We start from the raw sequence: 26,046 nt of genomic DNA, 5'->3' as shown, positions 1-26,046 counted from the left end.
CCAGGCACCCGGGCTGCTGCCGATGCCGCGGTGGTGCACCTGCTGGCTGAGCAAGCCACCCTCGATGCCAACAGCCCCACCCCCGGCTACCTACCCGGCTACGGGATCGTGCCCGCCCAAAGCGTGCGCGACCTGGCCGCCAACGCCACCCGCAAACCGGTGCACCTACCCGACGACAACCCCACCCCCGAGACCACCCGCGCGGCGGCTGACAGTAGTGAGGCCGCGCCAGCCTCCACCGCCAGGACCTCTGCTCCAGAGCCTGGGTATCGCCCGTCGGTGGCGTTGCGGGAGTTCATCTTCTGGCGGGATCTGACCTGCCGGTTCCCCGGCTGTGACCGGCCCGCACAGTACTGCGATGTCGACCACACCGTGCCCTATCCGGCCGGGCCGACCCATCCGTCGAACACCAAAATGTATTGCCGCACACACCATCTCGTCAAAACGTTTTGCCCCGGCTGGGCCGATCGCCAATCACCCGATGGCACCGTCGAATTCAACACACCCACCGGGCACACCTACACCACCGAAGCCCACGGCGCCACGCTGTTTCCCATCCTGGGCCAGTCCACCGGGGACCTCAACCTCCCCGATCCCGAGGCGCAAAGTCCGCACCGTGGCATGAAGATGCCCAAACGCAGCCACACCCGCGAACAAGAACGCCAAGAACGCATCGCCGAAGAACGACACCTACGCGCCGAAATCAACAACGACCTCGACGTCGAACGCCAATACCAAATCTGGCTCGCCGAAGAATACGGACCACCGCCCCCATTCTGAGAGGATCGTCAGCATGAGCATGCCGTGGTGGGAGAGGTACATCGGCCTGCCGATGTTGATGCTGCACGACAAGGTCTACAAGGCCACCGATGGCCGGATCGGGCACCGCATCCCGGGCGGTCCGGTGACGCTGATCTTGCACACCGTGGGCGCCAAGACCGGTCTGCACCGGGCCAGCTCGCTCGCCTATGCCAGTGACGGCGACAACTACCTGGTTGTGGCGTCGAAGGGTGGGGAGCCGACGGCCCCGGGTTGGTACCACAACCTCAAGGCCAATCCTCAGGCGGAGATCAACGTCGGCCCCAAGCGGTTCACGGTCACGGCCAAACCTGTGCTCCCAGAGGATGCCGACTACCCGAGGCTGTGGCGGATCGTCAACGACATGCCGGGTAATAAGAATCGCTACATCGGTTATCAGAAGCGTACGACGCGACCCATCCCGGTGATCGTGTTGACGCCCGAGCTCACTGTCCGGTGAGCTTCAAAGCCGAAGCGGGACATAGCTTGACGGCTTCGCGAGCATGGTCGATCTCGTCGTCGGGAACCTCGTCGACGAGCACCTCGACGATACCGTCGTCGTCCTGATCGAAGATCACGTCGGAGACCATCACGCAGTTGCCCGACGCGATGCATGCGTCACGATCTGCTTCTACCCTCATGGCATCACCACGTTACCGCCAACGATTTCAACCCGTAGATGAAGTGAAAAGACCGATAGGCGACATCGTCGAAGGGTTCGGCCAACGCCAGGTCCGGGAAGCGCCGCAGCAGGGCCGGCAGGGCGATCCGCATCTCCATGCGGGCCAGCGGCGCGCCGAGGCAATGGTGTACGCCGTGTCCGAAGGCCAGATGCCCGGGTGCGCCGCGGCGGATGTCGAGCACGTCGGGATCCTGGATGAAGTCGGGGTCCCGGTTGCCGGCCGGCAGTGAGGCAAACACCAACTCGCCCGCGGGGATCCGCACCCCGGCGATCTCGACGTCGGTGGTGGTGAAGCGGGGGATCGCGTTCTGCACGATGGACAGCCACCGCAGCAGCTCCTCGACGGCGGGGCCGACGGCGTCGGGGTCGTCGCGCACGGCAACCAGTTGATCGGGGTGGCGCAGCAATGCCAGGACGCCCAGGCCCAGCATGTTCGACGTGGTTTCGTGGCCGGCAAGGAGGAGTAGCCCGGCGATGCCGACGAGTTCGTCGTCGGACAGTTCGTCACCATGGTCGCGCACCAGCATGCCGAGGATGTCCTCGCCTGGATCACGGCGGGCCCGTCCCACCAGGTCCCACATGTAGTCGCGAGCCTGACGTTGCAGCCCAAAGCGTTCCGCGATCGGCAGGGATAGATCGAGTTGACGTGCCGAGCGGTGCTGGAAGTCCTCGCGGTCGGTGTAGGGCACCCCGAGCAGTTCGCAGATCACGAGTGAGGGGATGGGTAATGCGAAGTCGGCCACCAGATCGGACGGCGGTCCCGCAGCGGCCATGGCATCCAGGTGTGCGTCGACGATCTCCACGATGTGGGGCTCCAGCCGCTTCATCCTGCGGATCGTGAACTCCGCGGTGAGCATGCGGCGCAATCGCTGGTGCTCGGGCGGGTCGAGTCCGAGCAGGTTGCCGGCCCGCGCGCTGGCCAGTTCTTCCTCGGACATCACGGGCGCGCCGGGAAGCGCGAAACCGGGTGGTCTGCCGTTGGAGAACCGTTCGTGGTCCGACAGCACCGTCTTGACGTCTTCGTGGCGGGTGACCAGGTAGACGCGGTTGCCGAACGAGCTGACGACGGCGCGAACACCATCCGTCTCGCGGATCTCGCCGAGGTCAGGGGTGGGGTCGAAGCCATTGCGCCGCATGTGTACTGGCGGCAGTGTCGTCGGCCCACTCATGCCACGACGTTACCGGTCGGCGTGCAGCCCCGGCCACCAGATCTTCGGGCCGATCAACGTGAACAGCGCCGGGATGATCACCGTGCGGACCACGAACGTGTCCAGCAGGATGCCCAACCCGACGATGATGCCCAGTTGGGTCAACACAATCAGCGGCAGTACTCCCAGCACACAGAACACCGCCGCCAGCACCACGCCGGCGCTGGTGATCACCGCGCCGGTGGCCGACACTGCCCGCACGATGCCTTGCCGGGTGCCGAACTCGGGCGTCTCCTCGCGGGCCCGGGTGACCAGGAAGATCGTGTAGTCCACGCCGAGGGCCACCAGGAACAGGAAGGCGAACAGCGGGGTGCTGTTGTCCAGGGCCGGGAAGCCGAACACATGCACGCTGGCCCAGCCGCCCAGGCCGATCGCGGCCAGGGCGCTCAATACCGTCACCCCGACCAACAGCAGCGGTGCGAAAGCCGAGCGCAGCAGCAGGTAGAGCACGGCCAGTACCACCGCCAGGATCGCCGGGATCACCACCAGCCGGTCGCGTTGGGCCGCTGAGGCGGTGTCTCTGGCCTGAGCGTCCGCGCCGCCCACCACGGCGGACGGATCGGCAACATGCACCGAATCACGCAGCGCGTCAATGGTTTCGAAGGCCTCATCAGAGGCCGGCTCGGCTTTGAGCACCACCGACCACTGGCTCAGTCCGGTCGGGGACTGGCCCGCCGGGGTGGCCGAGACGACGCCTGGAGTGTCGGTGATCGCCCGCTGCACCGCACCGCCACGAGCGGTGGAGGCGATGACGCGGGTGGGGTCGGTCAGACCGCTCGGGAAGTGGGCGGCCAGGGTTTGATAGCCGCTCACCGATTCGGCCTGAACCCGGAACTGCTCGGTCTGGGTCAATCCGATCGGGGTGGACAGCAGGCCGGTACACAGCAGGGCCAGGCCGGCCAGCGCCACGATCGAAACGCGGGCAGGCTTGCGCGCCACGGCGTCCGCGATTCGGTGCCAGATTCCGCTTTCGGTCAGGGGCTGGGCGCCGACCTTCGGGATGAACGGCCAGAACAGCCGTTTGCCGCACAGGGCCAGCAGCGGTGGCAGTACCACGAGGACGAAGATGGCCGCGACCACAAGACCGGACGCGGCCTGCAATCCGAGGCTGCGGTTGCTGGGCGCGGAGGCGAACAGCAGGGTCAACAGGGCCAGCACCACGGTGGCGTTGCTGGCCACGATCGCCGGGGCAGCCGCGCGCACCGCCATCACCAGGGCTTCACGGTGGCTTTCGGTCCGGCCGAGCTCTTCCCGATAACGCGAAATCAGCAGCAGCGCATAGTTGGTGCCCGCGCCGAAGACCAGCACGCTGGTGATGCCTGACGTCGAACCGTCCGGGCTGAGCCCGAAACCCGATGCCACGGCAGTGCCCACGACCGCGCCGACCCGGTCGGCGAAGGCAATTACCAACAGCGGGACCAGCCACAGCACTGGTGAGCGGTAGGTGATGATGAGCAGCAGTGCCACCACGGTCGCGGTCACGGCCAGTAGCGTGATGTTCGCTCCGGCAAAGGAATTCGCGATGTCGGCACCGAATGCCGGCCCGCCGGTGATCTCGGCCGTCAGCCCGGGAGGCAATCCGTCGGCGGTGCGGGTGCGCAAATCTTTCACGGCGTCGTTGAGCCCGAAGCCGGACAGGTCGCCTTTCATCGGCACGGTGGCGATCGCGGCCTTCCCGTCGTCGGAGACCACCACCGGCGGGCCCGGCGCGTCGGTCAGCCGGTTGCGTGCATTGGCGACGGCGTCGACGTCGGCCATGGTGAGGGGACCGTCGTCGCTGCGGGTCACCACCAGGATCGCCGGAACCTGGTCGCCGCCGGGGAATTCGGCACGCAGCGCGTCGGCCCGCGCCGATTCGGCGTCCGCCGGCACGGCGACCGGTGACTGTGAGGCGGCGTCGCCGCCACTCAGCAGGCCCAGGAGGCCGCCGGAGACGATCACGACCAGGACAGCCAGCCAGGCCAAGCGTTTAATCACGATTCAGTGTCGCCTCTTCCAAGTCGAGCCCATGCAGCACAGTACGCAGCACTTCGTCATCGATGTGTCCGGCATCGCGTTCGGCGATGAATGTGTCGCGTTCGGCGGCAAGCATTTCCAGGCGCAATCGGCGGAACGCCGACGTCGGGCTCTCACCGATGTCGGCGTCGTCGCGGCCCAGCTGCTCCCAAGCGGTATTGCGGCGCCGGGTGTTCCACGCCCGCAACACGTCGGCGGCCCGTTGCGGCACGTCGGCGCCGGCCGATTCTTCGGCCAGCAATTCATCGAGCCGCTCGGCGGCGGCCCGGGCCGCCTTGTCCTGGGCCGCGGCGGTGGCGATGGCATCGCTGTGGGCCTCGTTGCCCTGGGCGTCGAGCACGCGGATGAACCAGGGCAGCGTCAAACCGTGCAGCAGCAATGTTCCGACCACGACGACGAAGGTGAGGAACACCAGTTGCGGGCGGCCGGGGAACGGATCGCCGGCGAGCGTGGTGGCGGGCACGGCGAACGCGGCGGCCAGCGATACCACGCCTCTCATGCCCGCCCATGCCACGACGAACACCTGGGCGCCGGGTGGGGACGTCTCCTGGTTGCGGAGTCTCTTGGACAGCAGCCGGGGCAGGTAGGTCGAGGCGTAGACCCACACCATGCGCACCCCGATCACCGTGGTGAGCACGGCCGCCGAGGAGATGGCCAGCGTGGCGGCCGAGATGCCGGCCAGTTCGCTGATCACCTTCGGCAGCTGCAGGCCGATCAACAGAAAGGCAAACGATTCCAGGATCAGCTGCAGGGCTTTCCACACCGCCTTGTCCTGCAGGCGGGTGGCGTAGCTGGCCTGGGTTTCGCGCTGCCCCAGCAGTAGCGCCGCCACCACGACGGCGATCACGCCGGAGCCGTGGATCTCCTCGGCGATCAGGTAGATGAAGAACGGCGCCACCAGGCCGAGTGCGCTTTCGACCAGCGGATCGTCGAGCCGGGTGCGGATGAAGTGCACCACCATGCCGAGCACCCAGCCGACCACCACGCCGCCGACCGCCGCCAGGGCGAACGTGCTCAAGCCGCTGCCCCAACTCGCCGCCGTGCCGATCGCAGCGCCGAGGGCCACCTTGTAGGCCGTCAGTGCGGTGGCGTCGTTGAGCAGGCTTTCCCCGCCCAGCAGCGTCATGGTGCGTCGGGGCAGGCCGAGCCGGCGCCCGACCGCCGTGGCCGACACCGCATCGGGTGGGGCCACGATCGCGCCGAGGGTCAGCGCCGCGGCGATGGTGAGTTCCGGCACCGTGTGGAAGGCGACGAGGCCGACGACGAACGTGGTGGCCAGCGGCAGCCCGATCGCCAGGAATCCGATGGGTCGAATATTGCGGCGCAGCGCCACGTAGCTGCTCTCCAGCCCTGCCGACCACAGCAGCGGCGGCAGGATGACGAACAACACGAGTTCGGGGTCCAGTTGGACGTCATGGAAGCCGGGCAGCGCGCTGCCGGCCAGCCCGGCCACCACCAGCGCCAGCGGTGCCGAGACGTCGAACCGGCGGGCCACCGCGGCGAGCAGGATCGCGGCGACCAGTGCCGCCAAGAGCGAGGCACCCACGTTGTCAGCCCTCCTTTGTGTCGGTGCTTATCCTTGATCAACATGTTGAGGAGATCACGTCGGCGTGAGCCGGATCCGGCTCCTCGCACCTGTGAGCATCTCGCCGCCGAGGTCGCCGAGCCGCAACCGCTGACCCCCGGGCGCTGCCAGGAATGCGAGGAAGACGGCGAGACCAACTGGGCGCATCTGCGTATGTGCATGACGTGCGGTCACGTCGGTTGCTGTGATTCAAGCCCGCATCAGCATGCCACCAAGCACTTTCATTCCAGCGGTCATCCGGTCATGCGTTCGGCGGAACCCGGGGAGAGGTGGCGTTGGTGCTATATCGACCATCGGGTCGGTTGACGATCTGGCAGGGTGGAGCGTGCGATGAGTGAACCGATAGAAGATGCGCAGCCCGCCCGGGAGGCAACTGACCTGGCCGACGACCAGGTCGATGGCGCCGAAGAGGCTGTAGAAGAGGCCGCACCCGAACCCGCGGCGACGGTGCTGCTGCTGGGTTCGGGGGAGTTGAGCCGCGAGCTCGCCCTGGCGTTCCAGCGACTGGGCGGTGTCGTGGTGGCCGCCGACCGCTACTACGCCCCGGCGCACGGCGTCGCCGACCGCTCGGCGGTGATCAAGATGAACGACGCCGAGGAACTCACCGCGCTGATCCATCGGGAGAAGCCGCGCTACGTCGTCGCCGAGTCCGGCGTCATCGCCGCCGATGCGTTGGTGGCGGTCGCCGAACGGGGTGACATCGAGGTGCTGCCGTCCCCGCGCAGCATCCGGCTCTCCCAGGACCGCGAAGGTCTTCGGCGGCTGGCGTCGGACGAGCTGGGCCTGCCCACGGTGCCGTTCTGGTTCGCCGGCTCGGTCGAGGAGTTGACCGCGGTGGCCGAGCACGCCGGCTTCCCGTTGGTGGTCAAGCCGGTGGTGGGGGCACAGCGCGACGGCGAGTCGGTGCTGCTGCGTCCCGACGACGTCGAACCGGCCTGGCAGCGCGCGACGACTGCGGGCCACATCGCGCACAACCGGGTGCTGGCCGAGTCGGTGGTCGAGGTCGAGTACGAGATCACGATGCTGACCGTGCGCACCACCGGACCGTCCGGTCCCGGGGTGCAGTTCTGCGAGCCGATCGGACACCGTCAGGCCGGCACCGACGTGCTGGAGTCCTGGCAGCCCCAGCCGCTGACGCCGGCGGCGCTGGACGCCGCGAAGTCGATCGCCGCGCGGATCGTCAACTCGCTGGGCGGACGCGGGGTGTTCGGCGTCGAGCTGCTGGTCACCGGTGACGACGTCTACTTCTCCGACGTACGGATCCGACCGCACGACAGCGGCCTGGTGACACTGCGCTCGCAACGGCTCTCGGAGTTCGAGATGCACGCCAGGGCGATCCTCGGCCTGCCGGTGGACACCATCATGATCTCCCCGGCGGCCGCCGAGGTGACTTACGGCGGGGCCGACGCCCACGAGTTGCCGGCCGACATCAGCGGCGTCCTGGCCGATGCCCTGGCCACCTCGGAGAGCGACGTGCGCCTGTTCGGGCATCCCGGTGAATCCGAAGCGCCGCGTCGTCTCGGGGTGGCGCTGGCCACCGCTCCCGACGTGATCATCGCCCGCGACCGCGCCCGTCGGGTCGGCAGCGCGCTGCGCAAGCTGCGGTAGCCCCCATGGCCGAAAACGGACAACCGGCTGACGAACCAGTGGATCGGCCCACGATGGCGCCGTTCCTCGGCGCGCTCGCCGTCATTGTGTTCGCGGTGATCGTGGTCGTGCTGCTCAACACCTTCGGCACCGACGGGCGCAGCGAGGAGCAGAAGGTGAGCCTCGCGGCGGTCGGTCAGAACGATGCGCTGCAGCGGGAGAACTTCGGCGAATTCTCCGATTACACCTGCGTCGCCCAGCGCGGCACCGAGGCGGATTTCCTTGCCCGGCAGCGTGATTCGGTAGCCAAGCAGGGCGCCAGGTACGTCGACGACGTGACCGGGGTGCACGTCGACGGGGACCGGGCCACCGCAACGGTGGTGTACCACTTCGACAAGGCGCCGGACACCAAGGTCAACACCGAGACGGCGTTCGTGCGTGAGGACGGCCAATGGCGCGTCTGCTCGGGTATGGGAGACTCACGCCCGTGAGCTATGCAGGGGACATCACGCCTGAGGAGGCCTGGAAACTTCTGAGTGAGAACTCCGAGGCCGTGCTGGTGGACTGTCGCACCGACGCCGAATGGCGCTTCGTCGGCGTGCCGGATCTGTCCACCCTGGAGCGTGACGTCGTATACGTGGAATGGAACCGGACCGACGGCAGCCACAACGACGCCTTCGTCGACGATCTCCAGGCGTCAGGCGTGACGCCGGGTGAGCGGCCGGTGGTCTTCCTGTGTCGCTCTGGCAACCGCTCGATCGGTGCCGCCGAGGCGGCCACCGCGGCCGGTATTGCGCCGTCGTACAACATCCTCGACGGATTCGAGGGCAATCTCGACGAGAACCGCCACCGTGGTGGGACCGGTTGGAAAGCGGTCGGTCTGCCTTGGAAACAGTCATGAGCGCTCCGGACAACGAGGTCCCGTCCGTCCGGATCCCGGCTGCCCTGCCCGAAGGCGTCAGCCAGGCCACCATCGGCGTGCGCGGCGGCCTGCTGCGCTCGGAGTTCGAGGAGACCGCCGAGGGCCTGTTTCTGACCTCGGGTTACGTCTACGAGTCGGCGGGTGCGGCGGAGAAGGCGTTCACCGGGGAGATCGACCGGTTCGTCTACTCGCGCTACGGCAACCCCACGATCGCGATGTTCGAAGAGCGGTTGCGCCTCATCGAGGGTGCCCCCGCGTGCTTCGCGACGGCCACCGGCATGGCCGCGGTGTTCACCGCGTTGGGTGCGCTGCTGGGGGCCGGTGACCGCCTGGTGGCCGCGCGCAGCCTGTTCGGGTCGTGCTTCGTGGTGTGTAGCGAGATCCTGCCCCGTTGGGGTGTGGAGACGGTGTTCGTCGACGGTGACGACCTCGCGCAGTGGGAAGAGGCGCTGTCGGTCCCGACGACCGCGGTGTTCTTCGAGACGCCGTCCAACCCGATGCAATCGCTGGTCGACATCGCCGCGGTGTCCGAGCTGGCTCACGCTGCCGGCGCAAAGGTGGTGCTGGACAACGTCTTTGCCACGCCGCTGTTGCAGCAGGGCATGCCGATGGGGGCCGACGTGGTCGTGTATTCGGGCACCAAACACATCGACGGGCAAGGCCGGGTGCTCGGCGGGGCGATCCTGGGTGACAAGGAGTACATCGACGGACCGGTGCAGAAGCTCATGCGCCACACCGGCCCGGCGATCGGTGCGTTCAATGCCTGGACGTTGCTGAAAGGCCTTGAGACGCTTGCCGTCCGGGTGGATTACGCCAACCGCTCGGCGCAGCAGATCGCCGAGTTCCTGGAGGACCATCCCTCGGTGAGCTGGGTGAAATACCCCTTCCTGAAGTCGCATCCGCAGTATGAGCTGGCCCAGCGTCAGATGCGGGGTGGCGGCACGGTCATCACCTTCGAACTCGACGCGAAGGACGGCAAGGCCCGCGCCTTCGAGGTGCTCGACAAGCTCAACGTCGTCGACATCTCCAACAACCTCGGTGATGCCAAGACGCTGATCACGCACCCGGCGACGACGACGCACCGGGCCATGGGTCCGGAGGGCCGTGCCGCGATCGGACTGGGCGATGGCGTCGTGCGCATCTCGATCGGCCTGGAAGGCACCGAGGATCTGATCGCCGATCTGGACCAGGCATTGAGCTAGGCCCGTGTCCAAGAGCTCCGATGCCAAGAAGGCTCGCCGGAAGAAGCGGCAGGCCGCACGTGAGACGCGGATCGTGCCGCAGGAGATGGTCGATCAACTGGCCGACATCCCCGACGCCGTCGTCGCCGATCTGGCCGAGTTCGACGAGCGAGTCACCGCGCGGGGCTGGATATTTGACGAGGAACAATCCAACGACGACTACGCCGTGTGGTTCTACGAGCCGTCCGGCGCGCCCGTGGACGACGGCCTGCCGGTGACCTCGCTGTGGCTGGATGCGGCCGAGGACGGCGAGATCGTGCGGGTGGTGTTCGTCGGCAGTGTGGAGCGCTACGAGTTCACCCATGAGGAACTGCGCGACGGTGCCCTCGACGTGATCGAGGGCTACCGCGCCGGTCAGCCGTTGCCTGAATTCGGCTGACCTTCTCTATGGCGTCCTCGAACTGGCGTGCCTGCCTGAGTTCGAAGTGATGGGCGCGCCCTATGCAGTTCACCATGGCGAATACATCGAGTTGCAGCCCGACGTGCTCGTCGGGCGCTTCGAGGATTTCACCGACAAGGACCTGCCCAAACCGCCCGTACTGGTCGTTGAGGTGTTGTCGCCGAGCACCGCGCTCAACGACCTCAACACCAAGAAGGCCGCGTATGAGCGGTTGGGCGTTCAGAGCTACTGGGTGATCGACCCGCAGCAGGTCACGTTGACGGTGTTTGAACTCCGCGACGGCGCCTATGTCCAGGCTGCCGCGGTCAGCGGCAGTGAGGGGTATGAGGCAAAGTTGCCGTTCCCGGTGCGGATCGTGCCGCTCGACCTGTTGGGCCGCTTTTCCTGATCGCAGGTCTACGCCGACCCGCCGTCCGAGTCGATCACGCCCTGCGCGGACCGGGCACGGTCCTCGTAGGCCTTGCGCTTGGCCTTGTCGAACTCCAGGAACACCCGGTCCAGGCCGAGGAGCTTGTTCAGCTTGCGGCGGCCCTTGGGTGGCAGCATCTGGGCGGCCTGCGCGGTGAACCGCAACGGCGGCGGCACGGACACATGGGTCTTGGGCTTGTTCAGTGTCTTGACGATGGCCGCGGCGATGTCCTCGGGCTCGACCGGCTTCATCGCGCCGGTGGCCTTGGTGCCCGAGATCAGATCGGTGTTGGTGAACGGCGGCATGATCACCGAGACGTTGACGCCGTGCGGGGCCATCTCGTCGGCCAGCGCGGTGGACAGCCCGACGACGGCGTACTTGGCGCCGACGTAGACCACCTGGCCCGGCAACGGGATGAGACCCGACAGTGAGGCAATGTTGATGACGTGGCCGCTGCGGCGTTTGACCATGTCGGGCAGCGCCAGCTGACAGCCGGTCAGCACGCCGTACACGTTGACCTCCAGGGAGGACCGGATCGACTGCTCGGTTTCCTCCAGGAACGGTCCGACGGGCATCACGCCGGCGTTGTTGATCAGGACATCGATGTGGCCGCCGCCGTCGGTGCGGGCCTTGTCCAGAAAGGTGGCAAACGATTCCCGGTCGGTGACGTCGAGCGGGTAGCCCGACACCTGGCCCAGCTTGCTGAGATCGACGACGGCAGACTCCTGAAGCGCGACGTCACGGTCGCCGATGACGACGCGGGCACCGTGAGCGAGCAGCGCTTTTGCGGTGGCGTAGCCGATACCGCGCGCCGCGCCGGTGATCGCGATCGTCTTACCCCTGATGTTGTCCATGGCGGCGGACTTTACACGTGTCAAGTTTGGTGCGGAAGGGGCGCCACGGCGCCGACAGGCTTTCGATCACGCTGATCGTGGGTGGAACACTGCGTCCCGATCGGCGTTGAACCCATCGTGGGTATAGAAACGGTGGTGATGTCCACCTCCGTGAATCGGCTGAGTTTCGTTGCGGTCGGCCTGGCTGACCCCTTGGCCGCACCGCTGCTCGACGAGCTGGCGGTGGAGTATTCGGGACGCTATGGCGGGACCGCCGAACGCACCATGGTCTGGCTGACCACCGCGCCGGAGCAGTTCTCGGCACCCGATGGTGGGCTGTATATCGGCCTGCTCGACGGCGTGCCGGTCACCGGTGGTGCCTTCACCCGGTTCGACGCCGAGACTGCCGAACTCAAACGCATCTGGACCAGCAGCGAGCACCGGCAACGTGGATACGCCACGACCCTGCTCAACCACCTGGAACGCGAGATCGCCGAGCGGGGATATCGGCGGGTCTATCTGACGACGGGTCACCTGCAACCCGAGGCCGAGGCGCTCTATGAAGCGGCCGGCTACACCCGGCTCACCGCGCCGCTGCCGGCCGAGGGGGAGGGTGCGGTGTTGCCGATCGCGTTCGAGAAGGGCCTGACATGACGCCGGTCCCGCTCTCGATTCTCGACCTGGCCCCGATCAGCGCGGGCAGCGACGCCGCGACCGCGTTGCGCAACACCGTCGATCTGGCCCGGCACGCCGAACAGTGGGGCTACCAACGGTATTGGGTTGCCGAGCATCACTTTGTATCGGTGGCCAGTTCGTCGCCGGCGGTTCTGGTGGGGCAGATCGCCGCGGCCACCGAACGGATCAGGGTCGGCACCGCGGCCGTGCAACTCGGTCACACCACCGCGATCGCGGTGGCCGAGAGTTTCGGCACCCTGGCTTCGTTCTACCCCGACCGCATCGATCTCGGGGTGGGCCGTTCCGGGCAGAAGCGTGCCGAGGCGGTGCGGGACAAACCGCGTGCGCCGAGACCGCCGCGGGAGTGGCACGAGATCGACGGTGTGGTGATCCCCGCACCGTACGACGTCTCCGCGCTGATGCGGGATCCACGGCTGCGCGCCCGGATGGCGGTGTTGCAGCAGCCTGAAGCGCTCACACCGGATTTCGCCGACCAGGTGGACGACATCCTGGCGATGCTTGCCGGCCGCTACGAGCTCGGCACGGTCGTTCCCGGCGCCGGCGCTGGTTTGACGCCGTGGGTGTTCGGCAGCAGCAAGGGGCAGAGTGCCCGCGTCGCCGCAGCGCGCGGGCTGCCGTTCGTGGCCAGCTACCACATCACCCCGGCGACCGCGCTGGAAGCAATTGAGGTGTACCGCAACGGTTTTACCCCGTCGGAGTATTTGTCAGAGCCGTACGTGGTGGTGTCGGCGGACGTGGTGGTGGCCGATGACGAAGCCACCGCGCGCCATCTGGCCTCCAGTTATGGCCACTGGGTGTATTCGATCCGGGCCGGCGGCGGGGCGGCGCCCTACCCCGATCCGGCCGACGTACAACCGTTGACCGCCGAGCAGCTGGAGGTGGTCCGGGACCGTACCGCAACACAATTCGTCGGTGACCCAGATCAGGTGGTCACCCGTCTGGAGGCGTTGCAACGGCTCAGCGGGGCCGACGAACTCGTCATCACCTCGGTGACCCATCGACACTCCGACCGGTTGCACTCGCATCGGTTGCTGGCCCAGTGGTGGGGCCTGTAGCCGCTAGGCTGACCCCGGAACTGTCGTATCCGCTAGGGGTGTATTTGCCGAGTCCGCAGGTAGTGGTGGGATCGCTGTTACTGGCAGCGGCTGCGGTGGTGTCTGCGGTCGGCGTGGCGTTGCGGATCTTCATCGGCCGTCGGACGGAATCGGCTCAGTCACGCCGGCGGATGCACGCGTTTCGCCGGACGAAGTTTGCCCGGGTGCTGTTCGGAGCGGTGTACGACGACGAGGTGTTCGATCCCGACGAACTCGACCAGATGGTCCTGATGCCGACGATCGTGCTGGCCTGCGGACTGTGCCTGACCGGCTTTTTCCTGCTCGGTTACCGGATTCTGCAGCACTAGGCGTGCCGGGCGGCCGCCGCAGCAGCGGCGTCGGCGATCGGACCGCGCCACACCGGCCCGTGGCCCGGCAGCATGACGTCGGCCTCGACGTTGGCCAGCGTCGTCAGGCTGGACAGGCAGCCGTCCTCGTCGTGGTTGAACAGCGCCGGGAGCAGCGTCGGGCCGGTGCGTCGCAGCAGCGGATGTCCGGTCACCAGGGCGTCGCCGCTGACCAGGACGCCGTCGACGACGAATGAGCAGTGCCCGCCGGTGTGGCCCGGTGTGGGCACCGCCTGTGGTGCTCTGGGCAGCCCGGCGGCGATCTCCGGGCTGAGGGCTTGGGCGGTGGGGATGCCGTCGTGGTTCAACCCGCCCTTGGCGGTGATGGTGGCCGCCCATTTGAGCCAGCGGGGCTGCCAGATGTTGCGCACCACATCGGCGGGCGCGGCCTGCTCCAGATACTCACGTCTGGCGTGACCGACTTCGCTGTCATGGCAAAAGACCGGTGTGCCATGGGTTTTCGCCAGCCAGATGGCGGTGCCGAAGTGGTCGACGTGGGCGTGGGTGAGCAGCACGGCAGCGATGTCGTCGACCGTGAACCCGAGTTGGCGCACCGAGCCCAGCACGTCCTCGCGCTGGCCGGGGAATCCGGCGTCGATCAGCATGACTCGGTTTCCGTCGGTCACCAGCGTCCAATTGACCAGGTCGGTGTGCGCGAAGTGCACGTGATCGGTGATCGCGGTCAGGGCTGCTGCCATGCCGCGAGTTTAGGCATAGGAGTAGAACAGAACCGTGGCTGAACTCAAACTTGGTTATAAGGCATCGGCGGAGCAGTTCGCGCCCCGGGAACTGGTCGAGTTGGCGGTTGCCGCCGAGGCGGCAGGCATGGACAGTGCGACGGTCAGTGACCATTTCCAGCCGTGGCGGCATGAGGGTGGGCATGCGCCGTTCTCGCTGGCGTGGATGACGGCGGTGGGTGAGCGCACGCAGCGGCTGGTGCTGGGTACCTCGGTGCTGACGCCGACGTTCCGGTACAACCCGGCGGTGATCGCGCAGGCCTTCGCCACCATGGGATGTCTGTACCCCGACCGGATCTTCCTGGGGGTGGGCACCGGGGAATCGCTCAACGAGATCGCCACGGGTTACGCCGGCGAGTGGCCAGAGTTCAAGGAGCGCTTCGCCCGGTTGCGCGAGTCGGTCAAGCTGATGCGCGAGCTGTGGCTGGGCGACCGCGTCGACTTCGAGGGCGAGTACTACCACACCAAGGGTGCCTCGATTTACGACGTGCCCGAAGGTGGCATCCCGGTGTACATCGCCGCGGGTGGTCCGGTGGTGGCCAAGTACGCCGGGCGGGCCGGTGACGGGTTCATCTGCACCTCGGGCAAGGGCGAGGAGCTGTACAAGGACAAGCTCATCCCCGCGGTGAAAGAGGGTGCGGAGGCGGCCGGGCGCAACGCCGAGGACATCGACCGGATGATCGAGATCAAGATCTCCTATGACACCGATCCCGAGCTGGCGTTGGAGAACACCCGGTTCTGGGCGCCGCTGTCGTTGACGGCCGAGCAGAAGACCAGCATCCACGATCCGATCGAGATGGAGAAGGCGGCCGACGAGCTGCCGATCGAGCAGGTCGCCAAGCGCTGGATCGTGGCATCGGATCCCGACGAGGCCGTCGAGAAGGTCGGCCAATACGTCAAGTGGGGGCTGAACCACCTGGTGTTCCACGCCCCCGGTCATGATCAGCGTCGGTTCCTCGACTTGTTCAAGAAGGACCTGGAACCCCGGCTGCGCAAGTTGGGTTGATTTTGGCCCCATAGAGCTGACCCATTGTGAAGAAGATGGCGAGATTTTTCGAAAACCTCGCCATCTTCTTCACTTTCGGCGACGTCAGGCGGTGTGCACCGAGCGTTGCACGGCGCCCGCCGCGCCGTGGCTCGTTGCGGTGAGCCGGACCCGGTCGGCGCGGAACAGGTCGTAGGCGTATTCGAATGGCCGGTCGGCATCGTCACGCGTGACGCGGGTGATGGCCAACAGCGGCTTCCGCTGGGCGATGTCCAGCCACTGCGCTTCGCGGGCACTGGCGCTGACCACTTCGATGGTCTCGGTGGTGACCGCAGGGGTCAGGCCGTACCGCACCCGCACCAACTCGTAGAGCGAACCGCCGAGCGGCTGCTCCAGCAGATCCTCCATGTCTGCGGTGACGAAGCAGGACATGTCGACCGACAGTGGCACCCCGTCGGCGAAACGCAACCGGCGGATCGTGAAAATTTCGGTGCCTTCGGCGATTTCGAGCGACTGGGCCTCTACGGCGGTGGCCGGACGGCGGTCGGTGGCCAGCACCCGACTGGTGCTGGTGTGGCCGCCGCGGTGCAGCCGTGCCGGTAGACCGACCAACTCCGCGGCATTTCGTTCGACGATGTCCGCGCGCACGAACGTGCCACCCCCGCGGCCGGTGCGCCGTTCCAGCACACCGGCCTGACTCAACGGCAGCAGCGCGCTGCGCAGGGTCGAGCGCGACACCCCGAAACTCTCGGCCATCTCCCGCTCGGTGCCGAGCCGCGATCCGGGATGCAGGGTGCCCACCGCCAGCATGGACAGGATGCGCCGACGCACGTCCTCGGCGACTGGGCCGCCCGGTGTCATGGACATGCTCCGAGTGTGGACCAAAACGGCTGCACCGGGCAGACCAAAACGCGCCGATTCACCTGGCCGTTGCACAACTCCCAGGTTCGAAACATTGCGGTAACAAATGCCTTGACCCGCAACAGCTTCCGAGTTGACCGGTCGATCTGACGGGATAACAATGTGCAGCGTCGCGCCACAGCGCCGTCGGCGACGCCCAGAAACCAGACCAAATCGTGGTCCAGACGTCCTCCTCAGATAGGACCAAAAATGAGCGAGATCATCGATCCACCGGCGCCGTCGAACGCCACCATCCAACGCCTCAAACCCAACGCCGTGGGACTCGTCGGCGTGATGTTCATGGCGGTCGCGACGGCCGCCCCCATCACGGCCATGGTCGGCAATGTGCCGATCGCCGTCGGCTTCGGCAACGGTGTCTATGCCCCGGCCGGATATTTCGTCGCCACCATCGTGCTGACCCTGTTCGCGATCGGCTATGCGGCGATGAGTAAGCACATCACGGCCACCGGGGCCTTCTACGGATACATCTCCCACGGGTTGGGGCGGGTCGTCGGCCTCGGTGCCGGATTCTTGACGGCGTTGGCGTACATGGTGTTCGAGGCGTCGCTGATCGGCATCTTCTCGTTCTTCGGCAACGACCTGTTCAAATCATTCTTCGGCATCGACGTGCCATGGATCATCTTCGCCGTGGTGATGCTGGCGGTGAACGCGGTGCTGACCTACTTCGACATCAACCTGGCCGCCAAGGTTCTCGCGGTGTTCCTGATCACCGAGATCGTCATGCTGGCCATGATGGCGCTGTCGGTGGTGTTCACCGGCGGTGGCCCACAGGGCTGGTCGTTGGGATCGCTGAACCCGCTCAACGGCTTTCAGAGCCTGTCCGGTGAGGTGGCCGGCGTCGACGGCAACATGATCGCCGTGGCCGGATCGGCCGGGGTCGGCCTGTTCTTCGCGTTCTGGTCGTGGGTGGGGTTCGAGTCCAGCGCCATGTATGGCGAGGAGTCGCGCAACCCCAAGAAGATCATCCCGATCGCGGTGATCTGCTCGGTCGTCGGGATCGGCGCGTTCTACGTCCTGGTGTCCTGGCTGGCCATCGTCGGTACCGGTCCGCAGAATGCCGTTGCGTTGGCGCAGGATTCGGCCACCGCCGGTGACATCTTCTTCAACCCGGTGCACCAGCATCTCGGCCAGTGGGCGGTCGATCTGTTCAAGATCCTGTTGATGACGGGGTCGTTCGCCTGCGGCATGGCCTTTCACAATTGCGCGGCGCGCTATCTCTATGCGATCGGCCGGGAGAACGTCATCCCGGGCATGCGCAGGACCGTCGGGGCCACCCATCCGGTGCACGGGTCACCGCACATCGCCGGGTTCGTGCAGACCGGCTTTGCCACCGTCGTGGTGTTGTTCTTCGACCTCACCGGACGTGACCCCTACACCGGGTTGTACGGCCTGATGGCGTTGCTGGGCACCACGGCCATCATGATCGTGCAGGCCTTGGCGGCGTTCTCGGTGGTCTCGTACTTCCACGTGCAGAAGCGTCACCCGGAGACGGCGAACTGGTTCACCACGCTGCTGGCCCCGGCACTGGGCGGGCTCGGCATGCTCTACGTCATCTACCTGCTCGCACAGAACGCGTCGTTTGCTGCCGGTTCCGCCGCATCGGACTGGATCTTCTCGTCGATCCCGTATGTTGTTGGCATCGCCGGGATCGGTGGTGTGCTCTGGGCGGTCTTCCTGAAATTCCGGGATCCGCAACGCTATTCCGATCTGGGCCGCACAGTGTTGGAGGAGGCGCACGAGCGCTGAGCAGGGGGGTGCAGGGCATGAGTTTCTCGAACATCATGGACTCCAACAGCTACACCGGTCGGTCGGCCGATCCGCAGACCGCCAAGCTGATCGAGGCCCGCACCCGCCTACTCGGGCCGGCGTACCGGCTGTTCTACGAACGGCCGGTACATCTGGTCCGCGGCAGCGGTAGCCACCTGTTCGACGCGGACGGCGTGCGTTATCTCGACGCGTACAACAACGTCGTCAGCGTCGGGCACTGCCACCCGCGCGTGGTGTCCGCGATGACGCGTCAGGCCGAGACGCTCAACACCCACACCCGGTATCTGCACGAGGGCATCCTCGACTATTCACAGCGGTTGCTGGACACCCTGGGCCTCGACCAGGTGATGTACGCGTGCACCGGATCCGAGGCCAACGATCTGGCGCTGCGGGTGGCCCAGATGTACACCGGGGCGCGTGGCGTCATCGTCACCAGCGAGGCCTACCACGGCAATACCGAAGCGGTGACGGCGATTTCACCGTCGATCGGCGGCGCCACGTCGATCGGTCCGCACGTGCGGGCGGTGCCCGCCCGGCCGCTCGACGTCACCGCCGCGATCGCGGATCTGCAGGACTCGGGTTACGGGGTCAGCTGCCTGATCGTGGACACGATCTTCGCTTCCGACGGCATCTATCCCGATCCCTCGGCGCTGGCTCCGGCGGTGGCGGCGGTGCGCGCCGCCGGCGGGGTGTTCATCGCCGACGAGGTGCAACCCGGTTTCGGCCGCGCCGGGGAGAGCATGTGGGGATTCGCGCGCCACGGCGTGGTGCCCGATCTGGTCACCATGGGCAAGCCCATGGCCAACGGGTTGCCGGTGGCGGCGATGGCGGCCCGCGGCGAGGTGCTCGAGGCGTTCGCCCGCGAGGTGCCCTACTTCAACACCTTCGGCGGCAACCCGGTGTCGATGGCCGTCGCGGCGACGGTGCTCGACGTCATCGAGGACGAGGACTTGATGGCCAATGCGGCCCGGGTCGGCGCCGCGTTGCGTGAGGAGCTCACCGGCCTGGCGGCCGACCATCCGCGCGTCGGAGAAGTTCGCGGCGCCGGACTCTACGTGGGCGTCGAGATGGTGACCGACCGCGACAGCGCAGTCCCGGACCGGGCCGCGGCGCACGATCTGGTCAACGCGATGCGGGACCGCAACGTGCTCATCTCGGTTTGCGGGGCGCAGGGCAGTGTGCTGAAGGTCAGACCACCCCTGGTATTCTCTCTGTCGGATGTGGACTGGTTCTGCACCGAATTCGCCGATGCGCTGCGGGACCTGCGCTGAGCAAAAGCAGAGCATCTGGCTGTCCAAACCCTGATGAGGGAAGCTGTATCAGTGCCAGAGGCAGACGTCGCCACCGCGATCTATATTGCGTCGCCCGAGGGGGACACCGGTAAGTCGACCATTGCGCTCGGGATTCTTCATCGGCTTGCCGCGACCGTGCCCAGGGTGGGCGTATTCCGACCCATCACCCGGCTCGGTGAGGACCGGGACTACATCCTCGAACTGTTGCTGGCCGGCGCCACGGCCGGCCTGAGTTACGACGACTGCGTCGGGGTCAGCTACCAGCAGGTACACGAGGACCCAGACGCCGCGATCGCCGAGATCGTCGACCGGTTCCACCGGGTGGCCGAGCAGTGCGACGCCGTGCTGATCGTCGGCAGCGATTACACCGACATCGCCACGCCGAGCGAGCTGAGCATGAACGCGCGCATCGCGGTGAACCTCGGGGCGCCCGTCGTGCTGGCGGTCAAGGCCGCCGACCGCACGCCCGACGAGGTCGTGCACGTGGTCGAGGTGTGTCTGGCCGAGCTGAACCATCAGCACGCCCACGCCGCGGCGGTGGTCGCCAACCGATGCGATCCGGCGCAGCTGACCGCGGTGGCCGAGGCGCTCACACCGCTCGGCCCACCCGCCTACGTGCTGCCCGAGGAGCCGTTGCTGGTGGCTCCGTCCGTGGCCGAGCTGCAGGTGGCGGTCGACGGCACCCTGGTCGCCGGGGATCCCGAGCTGGTGTCGCGGGAGGCGCTGGGCGTGATGGTCGCCGGTATGACGGCCGAGCATTGCCTGGAGCGGCTGACCGAGGGCGTTGCGGTGATCACCCCCGGTGACCGGTCCGACGTGGTTTTGGCTGTCGTGAGTGCACATGCCGCCGAAGGCTTTCCGTCACTGTCCTGCATCATCCTCAACGGTGGGCTCGAGCTGCACCCGGCGATCGCCGCGCTGGTCGACGGGCTCGGGCAACGGCTGCCCATCGTGGCCACCAAGTACGGCACCTTCGAGACCGCCAGCCGCGTCGCGGGGGCGCGCGGCCGGGTGACCGCGAAATCACAGCGAAAGATCGACACCGCACTGGCGTTGATGGACAAACACGTCGACGTCAACGATCTGATCGCCCAGCTGAGTATCCCGATCCCGGCGGTCACCACGCCGCAGATGTTCACTTATCAGCTGCTCGACCAGGCCCGCTCGGACCGTCGGCGCATCGTGCTGCCCGAAGGGACCGACGACCGCATCCTCAAGGCCGCGGGCCGGCTGCTGCAGCACGAGGTGGCCGAGCTGACGATCCTCGGTGAGGAAGGCCAGATCCGGTCCCGGGCAGCCGAACTCGGTGTGGACATCGAGGCGGCCACGGTCCTGGACCCGCGCACCAGCGAATTGTGCGATCAGTTCGCCGAGCAGTATGCCGAGCTGCGCCGCAAGAAGGGCGTGACAGTCGAGCAGGCGCGCGAGATCATCCACGACGTCTCGTATTTCGGCACCATGCTGGTGCACAACGAGATGGTGGACGGCATGGTCTCGGGCGCCGCGCACACCACCGCACACACCGTGCGACCGGCCTTCGAGATCATTCGCACCGCACCAGGTATCTCCACGGTGTCCAGCATCTTCCTGATGTGCCTGGCCGACCGGGTACTGGCCTACGGTGATTGCGCGATCGTGCCCGACCCGACCGCTGAGCAACTCGCCGACATCGCGATCTCCTCGGCCCGCACCGCCGCGCAGTTCGGCATCGATCCGCGGGTGGCCATGCTCTCGTACTCGACCGGAACCTCGGGTACCGGCGCCGATGTCGACAAGGTCAGGGCGGCAACCGAATTGGTGCGGCAACGCGAACCCGACCTGCTGGTGGAAGGCCCGATCCAGTACGACGCCGCGGTGGAACCGTCGGTGGCCAAGACCAAGATGCCCGATTCCGCCGTGGCCGGGCAGGCCACCGTGCTGATCTTCCCCGACCTCAACACCGGCAACAACACCTACAAGGCCGTGCAACGTAGCGCGGGGGCCATCGCGATCGGCCCGGTGCTGCAGGGCCTGAACAAGCCGGTCAACGACCTGTCCCGGGGAGCGCTGGTGGAGGACATCGTCAACACGGTGGCGATCACCGCGATTCAGGCGCAGGGGCAGGGGCAGTAAATGACCGTCCTGGTGATCAACTCCGGGTCCTCGTCCCTGAAATACGCCGTGGTGAAACCGGACTCGGGCGAGTTCCTGGCCGATGGCATCATCGAGCAGATCGGATCGGCGCAGATGCCCGATCACGATGCCGCGCTGCAGGCGGCGCATCAGGCGCTGGCCGATCAAGGCCTGCACCTCGACACCCTCGGGCTGACGGCGGTGGGGCACCGGGTGGTTCACGGTGGCACCACGTTCTATCGGCCGACGTTGATCGACGACGCCCTGATGGCCAAGGTCGAAGAGCTGTCTCCGCTTGCACCGCTGCACAATCCGCCCGCCATCCTCGGAATCGAGGTGGCCCGCAAGCTGCTGCCCGATGTGCCGCATATTGCAGTGTTCGACACGGCCTTCTTCCACAACCTGCCCGCGGCGTCGGCCGCCTATGCCATCGATCGTGAGGTGGCCGAGCGCTGGGGCATCCGACGCTACGGCTTCCACGGGACGTCGCACGAGTACGTCAGCCAGCAGGCCGCCGTCTTTCTGGACCGGCCTTACGAGTCGCTGAATCAGATTGTGCTGCACCTCGGGAACGGTGCGTCGGCCTCGGCGATCGCCGGGGGCCGGCCCGTGGACACCTCGATGGGGCTGACGCCGATGGAGGGCCTGGTGATGGGCACCCGCAGCGGTGACATCGACCCCGGCATCCTGATCTATCTGTGCCGCACGGCCGATATGAGCGTCGAGGAGGTCGATACGCTGCTCAACCGTCGTTCGGGTGTGCGTGGTCTCGGCGGGGAAAACGACTTCCGCAAATTGCGCGCCCTGATCGAATCGGGCGACGAGAACGCGCAATTGGCCTACGACGTCTACATCCACCGGCTGCGCAAATATGTCGGCGGGTACCTCGCGGTGCTGGGGCGCACCGACGTGATCAGCTTTACCGCCGGGGTGGGGGAGAACGACGCCGTGGTGCGCCGCGATGCCCTGGCCGGGTTGACCGGGTTGGGCATCGAGATCGACGAGACGCTCAACACCGCACCGTCACGCGAGGCCAGGCGTATTTCCGCACCCGGCTCTGCGGTGACGGTGCTGGTGGTGCCGACCAAGGAGGAGTTGGCGATCGCGCGTGCCTGTGCCGACGCGATCTGATCAGAACGTGCTCATCGGCCGCACGCTGTTGGCCAGGTCGATGAGGGCATAGCGGTGTGACTGCGTGGGCGCGACGCGGGCCAGTGCCCGAAGTGACGCCTCCACACCGAGTTTGAGGCCGTGCTCGGTGAACGGGAATCCGAGGATGTGATTGCTGCTGGCCGAGTTGTCGGCCAGCCAGTCCATCGCGGTGCCCAGCACCAATGCCCTGATCTGCAGCACCCGGGGTTCGGAATCGGGCAGCGCCTCCACCCGGCGGGCGGCATCGCGGATGTTCTGCTCGGTGATCTCACCGCTGGAGCGCCCGGACAGCAGGGTCACCGCGCTGGTCAACCGGGCGGTGGTGAAATGCCGTGAGGTGGGCGGAACCTGGTCGAGGGTCTGGACCGCGTTGTCCCGCTCGCCGGCCACCGACTCGGCCCGCGCCAGGCCGAACCCGGCGGAGATCACGCCGTTGTCGGTGGCCCACACGGTGTTGTAGAACTTCAGCTCGTCGGCGGTACCGGCCAGTTCGGCCGTCGCCGCCAACGCCAGCTTCGGGGCCAGCTCGCCCGGCAGGGTATCGAGCACCTCGGTGAAATGCTTTGTCGCCGAGTCGTAATCGGCGGACAGCATCTCGGCCACGGCGCGGAACCACACCAGCCGCCAGCTCCAGCCGGCCCGGACCGCCAGGTCGTCGAGCTTGCGGGTGGCCTTGGCCACGTCGCCCAGATCCAGCAGGGCTCGTGCCTCCATCAGCGGCAGCTCCACGGATTCGGATACGTCCACGCCTTCGGCGTCGATTGCGCCGTGCCGCGCCGCACGCAACTGGTCCAGGGTGTGGACCGGTTGGCTCAGCACGCTGGCCACCAGCAACGGGGCTCCGACATCGGTGCGGTCGACCAGCGGAACCGGCAACGCCCGGACGATCTCCTGCGCCGTCAGTTTCTCCGAATGCACTTGCCCGTCGACGTAGACGTCGGTGTGCGCCACGAGCAGATCGATGCCGAACGTCGAACGGGACGGGCTGAACACCGTCGACAGACCGGGCCGCGGAATTCCGGTGTCGGCGGCCACCACCTCACGCAGCACACCGAGCAGCTGAGACGACATCTCCTCGGCGCTGCTGAACCGGCGACGCGGATCGGGATCGATCGCGCGGCGCAGCAGCCGTCCGAACGAATCGTAGGTGTCGAGTACCGGATCCTCCGACGGCAGCCCATCGACGTAGCGGCCGCGGCGGGTCCGCAGCTTCACGGTCAACGCGGCCAGCGTGCGGCCCACCGTGTAGATGTCGGTGGCCACCGTCGGGCCGGTCCGCACGATCTCGGGGGCCTGGAATCCCGGTGTGCCGTACAGGTATCCGTAGGAGTTGAGCCGTGACACCGCGCCCAGGTCGATCAGCTTGAGCTGTTCCTCGGTGATCATGATGTTCTCGGGCTTGAGGTCGTTGTAGGCCAAGCCGATCGAGTGCAGGTAACCGAGGGCGGGCAGGATCTCCAGCATGTAGCCGATGGCCTCGGCCACCGGCAGTTTGGTTCCCTTGGCCTGTTTGAGCGAGGTTCCGCCGACGTATTCCATCACGATGTAGCCGACCGGATTGCCGTGCTTGTCATCGTGTTCGACGAAGTTGTAGATCTTCACGATCCCGGGATGCGTCACCTCGGCGAGGAACTGCCGCTCGGCCATGGCGATCGCCTGCGCCTCGGCGTCGCCGGAATGCACCAGACCCTTGAGCACGACCGGCCGTTCGTTCACGTTGTGGTCGAAGGCCAGATACACCCAGCCCAGCCCACCGTGGGCGATGCAACCCTTGATCTCGTATTGGTCGGCGACTATCTCACCCGGGGACAGCTGCGGCAGAAACGAATACGCGCTACCGCAGTGCGGGCACCAGCCCTCGGATTGGGCGTGCCCGTTCGGCGACGACCGGCCCACCGGCCTGCCGCAGTTCCAGCAGAACCGCTTCTGTTCGGCCACCACCGGGTTGGTCATCAACGCGGTCAACGGATCCCGTTCGGGCACGCGTGGGATCTCGACCAGCCCGCCACCCAGCCGCCGGATCGGTGAGAGGGCGCGGGTCGCGATCGTGGCGTGGTTCTGCGGCTCGGTGTCGTCTCCACCGAACGGGGAGTCGTCGGAGTCATCGAACTCCGGCCGGAACACCGCCTGGGTCGCCATCGGCCGCATGGTCGACAACGAATCCATGTCGAGTTCTTCGAGGCTGGCCGGCTGCGTCCCCGGCCCCGCATCCGTATCGGGGTCGGGGCCGGTGGTGTCGTCGTACTGTTCCATCAGTCCACGTACCTCGCCACCGGGGGTGAAGGTGCCGGCCCGAGCACGGTCAACCACTTGCGGTACAACGTGTTCCAGGTGCCGTCGCGCCGGATGCGTTCGAGCGTGGCGTTGACGACGCGGACCAGTCCGTCGTTGTCCAGGCTCAACCCGATGCCGTAGGGCTCCTCGGCGAGGCTCGGACCGACGATGTGCAGGTAGGGATCCTGGGCCACCAGCCCGGCCAGGATCGAATCGTCGGTGCTGACCGCATCGGCCTGACGCTGCTGCAACGCCACCAGGCAGTCGGCCCACGTCACCACCGACACGATGATCGGCGCCGGGCTGATCTGCTGGATCCGTTTGAGTGAGGTGGTGCCGTCCACCACGCACACCCGTTTGCCCGACAGGTCCGAAGCCTGCGAGATGTTGGAATCCCGCGCGGCCAGGATGCGTTGATGCGCCATCAGATACACCGTGGAGAAGTTCACCTGCTTGCGGCGTTCACAGGTGATCGTCATGGTCTTCACCACGATGTCGACCTGATGGTTCTGCAGCGCCGTGATGCGGTCGGCCGAGGACAGGATCCGGTACTCGACCTGTGACGGGGTGCCGAAGATGTCGCGGGCCACCTCCCCGGCGATGTCCACGTCGAATCCGTTGATCTGCCCGGTGATCGGGTCGCGGAAGGAGAACAGGTTGCTGCCGATGTCCAGCCCGACCACCAGGCGTCCCCGCTTGCGGATGTCGGCCACGGCCGCCTCGGCGTCGGCCTTGTTGCTGAACGGCCGCAGACTGGCGGTGCGGTTGCACTCGTCGGTCTCCGGTGACGGCACCCGCACCGGCTGCGGGGCCAGCTCCTGCATACCGGCCGGGCTGGGCGGCGCCAGCGTCATCGTCGGCACCGTCAACGGCGGCGCGCTCTGGCCGCAGCCGGCCACCGCCACCACCGTGGCCAGGATCGCCACCAACTTGCGCACTGTCATCTGCTGTTTCTTCTTCGCGCAAGCGCTCATCAGTGCTGTTCTCT

26 protein-coding genes are annotated in these 26,046 nt (G+C 66.9%); 17 read left to right on the top strand and 9 right to left on the bottom strand.

Features of this window, described 5'->3' with window-relative positions; all coding sequences use genetic code 11:
• Together A5699_RS29450 and A5699_RS01040 are read left to right on the top strand one after the other, a co-directional pair.
• Positions 1-780: HNH endonuclease signature motif containing protein (locus A5699_RS29450; protein ID WP_231965519.1), on the top strand; the 780-nt coding region annotated here is incomplete at its 5' end.
• A gap of 19 nt (positions 781-799) precedes the next feature.
• The gene (locus tag A5699_RS01040) at positions 800-1,258 is read left to right on the top strand and encodes a nitroreductase family deazaflavin-dependent oxidoreductase (protein ID WP_067764145.1); all 459 of its coding nucleotides are present in this window, start codon (positions 800-802) and stop codon (positions 1,256-1,258) included.
• On the opposite strand, the gene A5699_RS01035 is transcribed toward A5699_RS01040, so the two are convergent.
• Genes A5699_RS01035 through A5699_RS01020 form a run of 4 tightly spaced genes read right to left on the bottom strand, consistent with a single transcriptional unit; the run spans position 1,245 to position 6,250 of the window.
• Positions 1,245-1,439 carry a ferredoxin gene (locus A5699_RS01035; protein WP_067764111.1) on the bottom strand — a complete coding sequence of 65 codons (195 nt, stop codon included), beginning with the start codon at positions 1,437-1,439 and terminating at the stop codon, positions 1,245-1,247. The genes A5699_RS01040 and A5699_RS01035 overlap by 14 nt on opposite strands.
• A gap of 4 nt (positions 1,440-1,443) precedes the next feature.
• On the bottom strand, positions 1,444-2,649 hold the full coding sequence (locus tag A5699_RS01030; protein WP_067764108.1) for a cytochrome P450: 1,206 nt from the start codon (positions 2,647-2,649) through the stop codon (positions 1,444-1,446).
• A gap of 9 nt (positions 2,650-2,658) precedes the next feature.
• A complete protein-coding gene (locus A5699_RS01025; RefSeq protein ID WP_067764105.1) occupies positions 2,659-4,665 on the bottom strand; it encodes an MMPL family transporter in 2,007 nt (668 codons plus the stop codon).
• Positions 4,658-6,250 (bottom strand): Na+/H+ antiporter, encoded by a 1,593-nt coding sequence (locus A5699_RS01020; RefSeq protein ID WP_067764103.1) that lies wholly within the window; start codon positions 6,248-6,250, stop codon positions 4,658-4,660. Before A5699_RS01020 ends, A5699_RS01025 begins: the two co-directional genes overlap by 8 nt.
• Positions 6,251-6,292: 42 nt before the next feature.
• On the opposite strand from A5699_RS01020, the gene A5699_RS28275 reads away from it, so the two are divergent.
• The 7 genes from A5699_RS28275 to A5699_RS00990 are packed head-to-tail and all read left to right on the top strand — an operon-like array spanning position 6,293 to position 10,827.
• Positions 6,293-6,595, top strand: a complete 303-nt coding sequence (locus A5699_RS28275; RefSeq protein ID WP_076239052.1) for a UBP-type zinc finger domain-containing protein — start codon at positions 6,293-6,295, stop codon at positions 6,593-6,595.
• A gap of 24 nt (positions 6,596-6,619) precedes the next feature.
• The gene (purT, locus tag A5699_RS01015) at positions 6,620-7,897 is read left to right on the top strand and encodes a formate-dependent phosphoribosylglycinamide formyltransferase (RefSeq protein ID WP_067764142.1); all 1,278 of its coding nucleotides are present in this window, start codon (positions 6,620-6,622) and stop codon (positions 7,895-7,897) included.
• A 5-nt stretch (positions 7,898-7,902) separates the two neighbouring features.
• Complete coding sequence (locus A5699_RS01010; protein WP_067764100.1) at positions 7,903-8,367, top strand: lumazine-binding protein; 465 nt, start codon at positions 7,903-7,905, stop codon at positions 8,365-8,367.
• Positions 8,364-8,777 (top strand): rhodanese-like domain-containing protein, encoded by a 414-nt coding sequence (locus tag A5699_RS01005; protein WP_067764097.1) that lies wholly within the window; start codon positions 8,364-8,366, stop codon positions 8,775-8,777. Before A5699_RS01010 ends, A5699_RS01005 begins: the two co-directional genes overlap by 4 nt.
• Positions 8,774-10,000: an O-succinylhomoserine sulfhydrylase gene (locus A5699_RS01000; protein ID WP_067764094.1), complete on the top strand. Its 1,227-nt coding sequence runs from the start codon at positions 8,774-8,776 to the stop codon at positions 9,998-10,000. The genes A5699_RS01005 and A5699_RS01000 overlap by 4 nt, the downstream gene beginning before the upstream one ends.
• Before the next feature lie 4 nt (positions 10,001-10,004).
• On the top strand, positions 10,005-10,418 hold the full coding sequence (locus A5699_RS00995; RefSeq protein WP_067764091.1) for a hypothetical protein: 414 nt from the start codon (positions 10,005-10,007) through the stop codon (positions 10,416-10,418).
• Between the two features lie 49 nt (positions 10,419-10,467).
• Positions 10,468-10,827: a Uma2 family endonuclease gene (locus A5699_RS00990; RefSeq protein WP_067764088.1), complete on the top strand. Its 360-nt coding sequence runs from the start codon at positions 10,468-10,470 to the stop codon at positions 10,825-10,827.
• Positions 10,828-10,835: 8 nt separating this feature from the next.
• On the opposite strand, the gene A5699_RS00985 is transcribed toward A5699_RS00990, so the two are convergent.
• Positions 10,836-11,702 (bottom strand): SDR family oxidoreductase, encoded by an 867-nt coding sequence (locus A5699_RS00985; protein ID WP_067764087.1) that lies wholly within the window; start codon positions 11,700-11,702, stop codon positions 10,836-10,838.
• A gap of 138 nt (positions 11,703-11,840) precedes the next feature.
• Between A5699_RS00985 and A5699_RS00980 the strand changes: the two genes are divergently transcribed.
• The 3 genes from A5699_RS00980 to A5699_RS00970 all read left to right on the top strand — a co-directional run bounded on the left by A5699_RS00980 (position 11,841) and on the right by A5699_RS00970 (position 13,779).
• Entirely contained in the window at positions 11,841-12,335 is a 495-nt protein-coding gene (locus A5699_RS00980) for a GNAT family N-acetyltransferase (protein WP_067764139.1), read from the top strand.
• Positions 12,332-13,432 (top strand): LLM class flavin-dependent oxidoreductase, encoded by a 1,101-nt coding sequence (locus tag A5699_RS00975; RefSeq protein WP_067764086.1) that lies wholly within the window; start codon positions 12,332-12,334, stop codon positions 13,430-13,432. The genes A5699_RS00980 and A5699_RS00975 overlap by 4 nt, the downstream gene beginning before the upstream one ends.
• Positions 13,433-13,497: 65 nt before the next feature.
• The gene (locus A5699_RS00970; RefSeq protein WP_197508157.1) at positions 13,498-13,779 is read left to right on the top strand and encodes a hypothetical protein; all 282 of its coding nucleotides are present in this window, start codon (positions 13,498-13,500) and stop codon (positions 13,777-13,779) included.
• On the opposite strand, the gene A5699_RS00965 is transcribed toward A5699_RS00970, so the two are convergent.
• Positions 13,776-14,516, bottom strand: a complete 741-nt coding sequence (locus A5699_RS00965; protein WP_067764085.1) for an MBL fold metallo-hydrolase — start codon at positions 14,514-14,516, stop codon at positions 13,776-13,778. The genes A5699_RS00970 and A5699_RS00965 overlap by 4 nt on opposite strands.
• Before the next feature lie 34 nt (positions 14,517-14,550).
• Between A5699_RS00965 and fgd the strand changes: the two genes are divergently transcribed.
• A complete protein-coding gene (gene fgd / locus A5699_RS00960; RefSeq protein WP_067764082.1) occupies positions 14,551-15,561 on the top strand; it encodes a glucose-6-phosphate dehydrogenase (coenzyme-F420) in 1,011 nt (336 codons plus the stop codon).
• An 84-nt stretch (positions 15,562-15,645) separates the two neighbouring features.
• Here fgd and A5699_RS00955 read toward each other — a convergent pair whose 3' ends face one another.
• On the bottom strand, positions 15,646-16,407 hold the full coding sequence (locus A5699_RS00955) for a GntR family transcriptional regulator (RefSeq protein ID WP_067764076.1): 762 nt from the start codon (positions 16,405-16,407) through the stop codon (positions 15,646-15,648).
• 243 nt (positions 16,408-16,650) lie between these two features.
• On the opposite strand from A5699_RS00955, the gene A5699_RS00950 reads away from it, so the two are divergent.
• Genes A5699_RS00950 through A5699_RS00935 form a run of 4 tightly spaced genes read left to right on the top strand, consistent with a single transcriptional unit; the run spans position 16,651 to position 22,763 of the window.
• The gene (locus A5699_RS00950; RefSeq protein ID WP_067764073.1) at positions 16,651-18,207 is read left to right on the top strand and encodes an APC family permease; all 1,557 of its coding nucleotides are present in this window, start codon (positions 16,651-16,653) and stop codon (positions 18,205-18,207) included.
• A gap of 17 nt (positions 18,208-18,224) precedes the next feature.
• Complete coding sequence (locus A5699_RS00945) at positions 18,225-19,499, top strand: aspartate aminotransferase family protein (RefSeq protein WP_067764133.1); 1,275 nt, start codon at positions 18,225-18,227, stop codon at positions 19,497-19,499.
• A gap of 51 nt (positions 19,500-19,550) precedes the next feature.
• Entirely contained in the window at positions 19,551-21,632 is a 2,082-nt protein-coding gene (gene pta / locus A5699_RS00940; protein WP_067764070.1) for a phosphate acetyltransferase, read from the top strand.
• Positions 21,633-22,763 (top strand): acetate kinase, encoded by a 1,131-nt coding sequence (locus tag A5699_RS00935; RefSeq protein WP_067764063.1) that lies wholly within the window; start codon positions 21,633-21,635, stop codon positions 22,761-22,763.
• Here the strand turns inward: A5699_RS00935 and A5699_RS00930 are convergent, their stop codons facing one another.
• Together A5699_RS00930 and A5699_RS00925 are read right to left on the bottom strand one after the other, a co-directional pair.
• Positions 22,764-25,037: a serine/threonine-protein kinase PknG gene (locus A5699_RS00930; protein WP_067764131.1), complete on the bottom strand. Its 2,274-nt coding sequence runs from the start codon at positions 25,035-25,037 to the stop codon at positions 22,764-22,766.
• Positions 25,037-26,002 (bottom strand): glutamate ABC transporter substrate-binding protein, encoded by a 966-nt coding sequence (locus A5699_RS00925; RefSeq protein ID WP_369806637.1) that lies wholly within the window; start codon positions 26,000-26,002, stop codon positions 25,037-25,039. Before A5699_RS00925 ends, A5699_RS00930 begins: the two co-directional genes overlap by 1 nt.
• Positions 26,003-26,046 lie beyond the last annotated feature (44 nt).

Source organism: Mycobacterium sp. E802, from assembly GCF_001666875.1.
Lineage (GTDB): Bacteria > Actinomycetota > Actinomycetes > Mycobacteriales > Mycobacteriaceae > Mycobacterium.
Note: the sequence above shows the minus strand (reverse complement) of the source record. Positions and strands in the feature narration are given on the sequence as shown.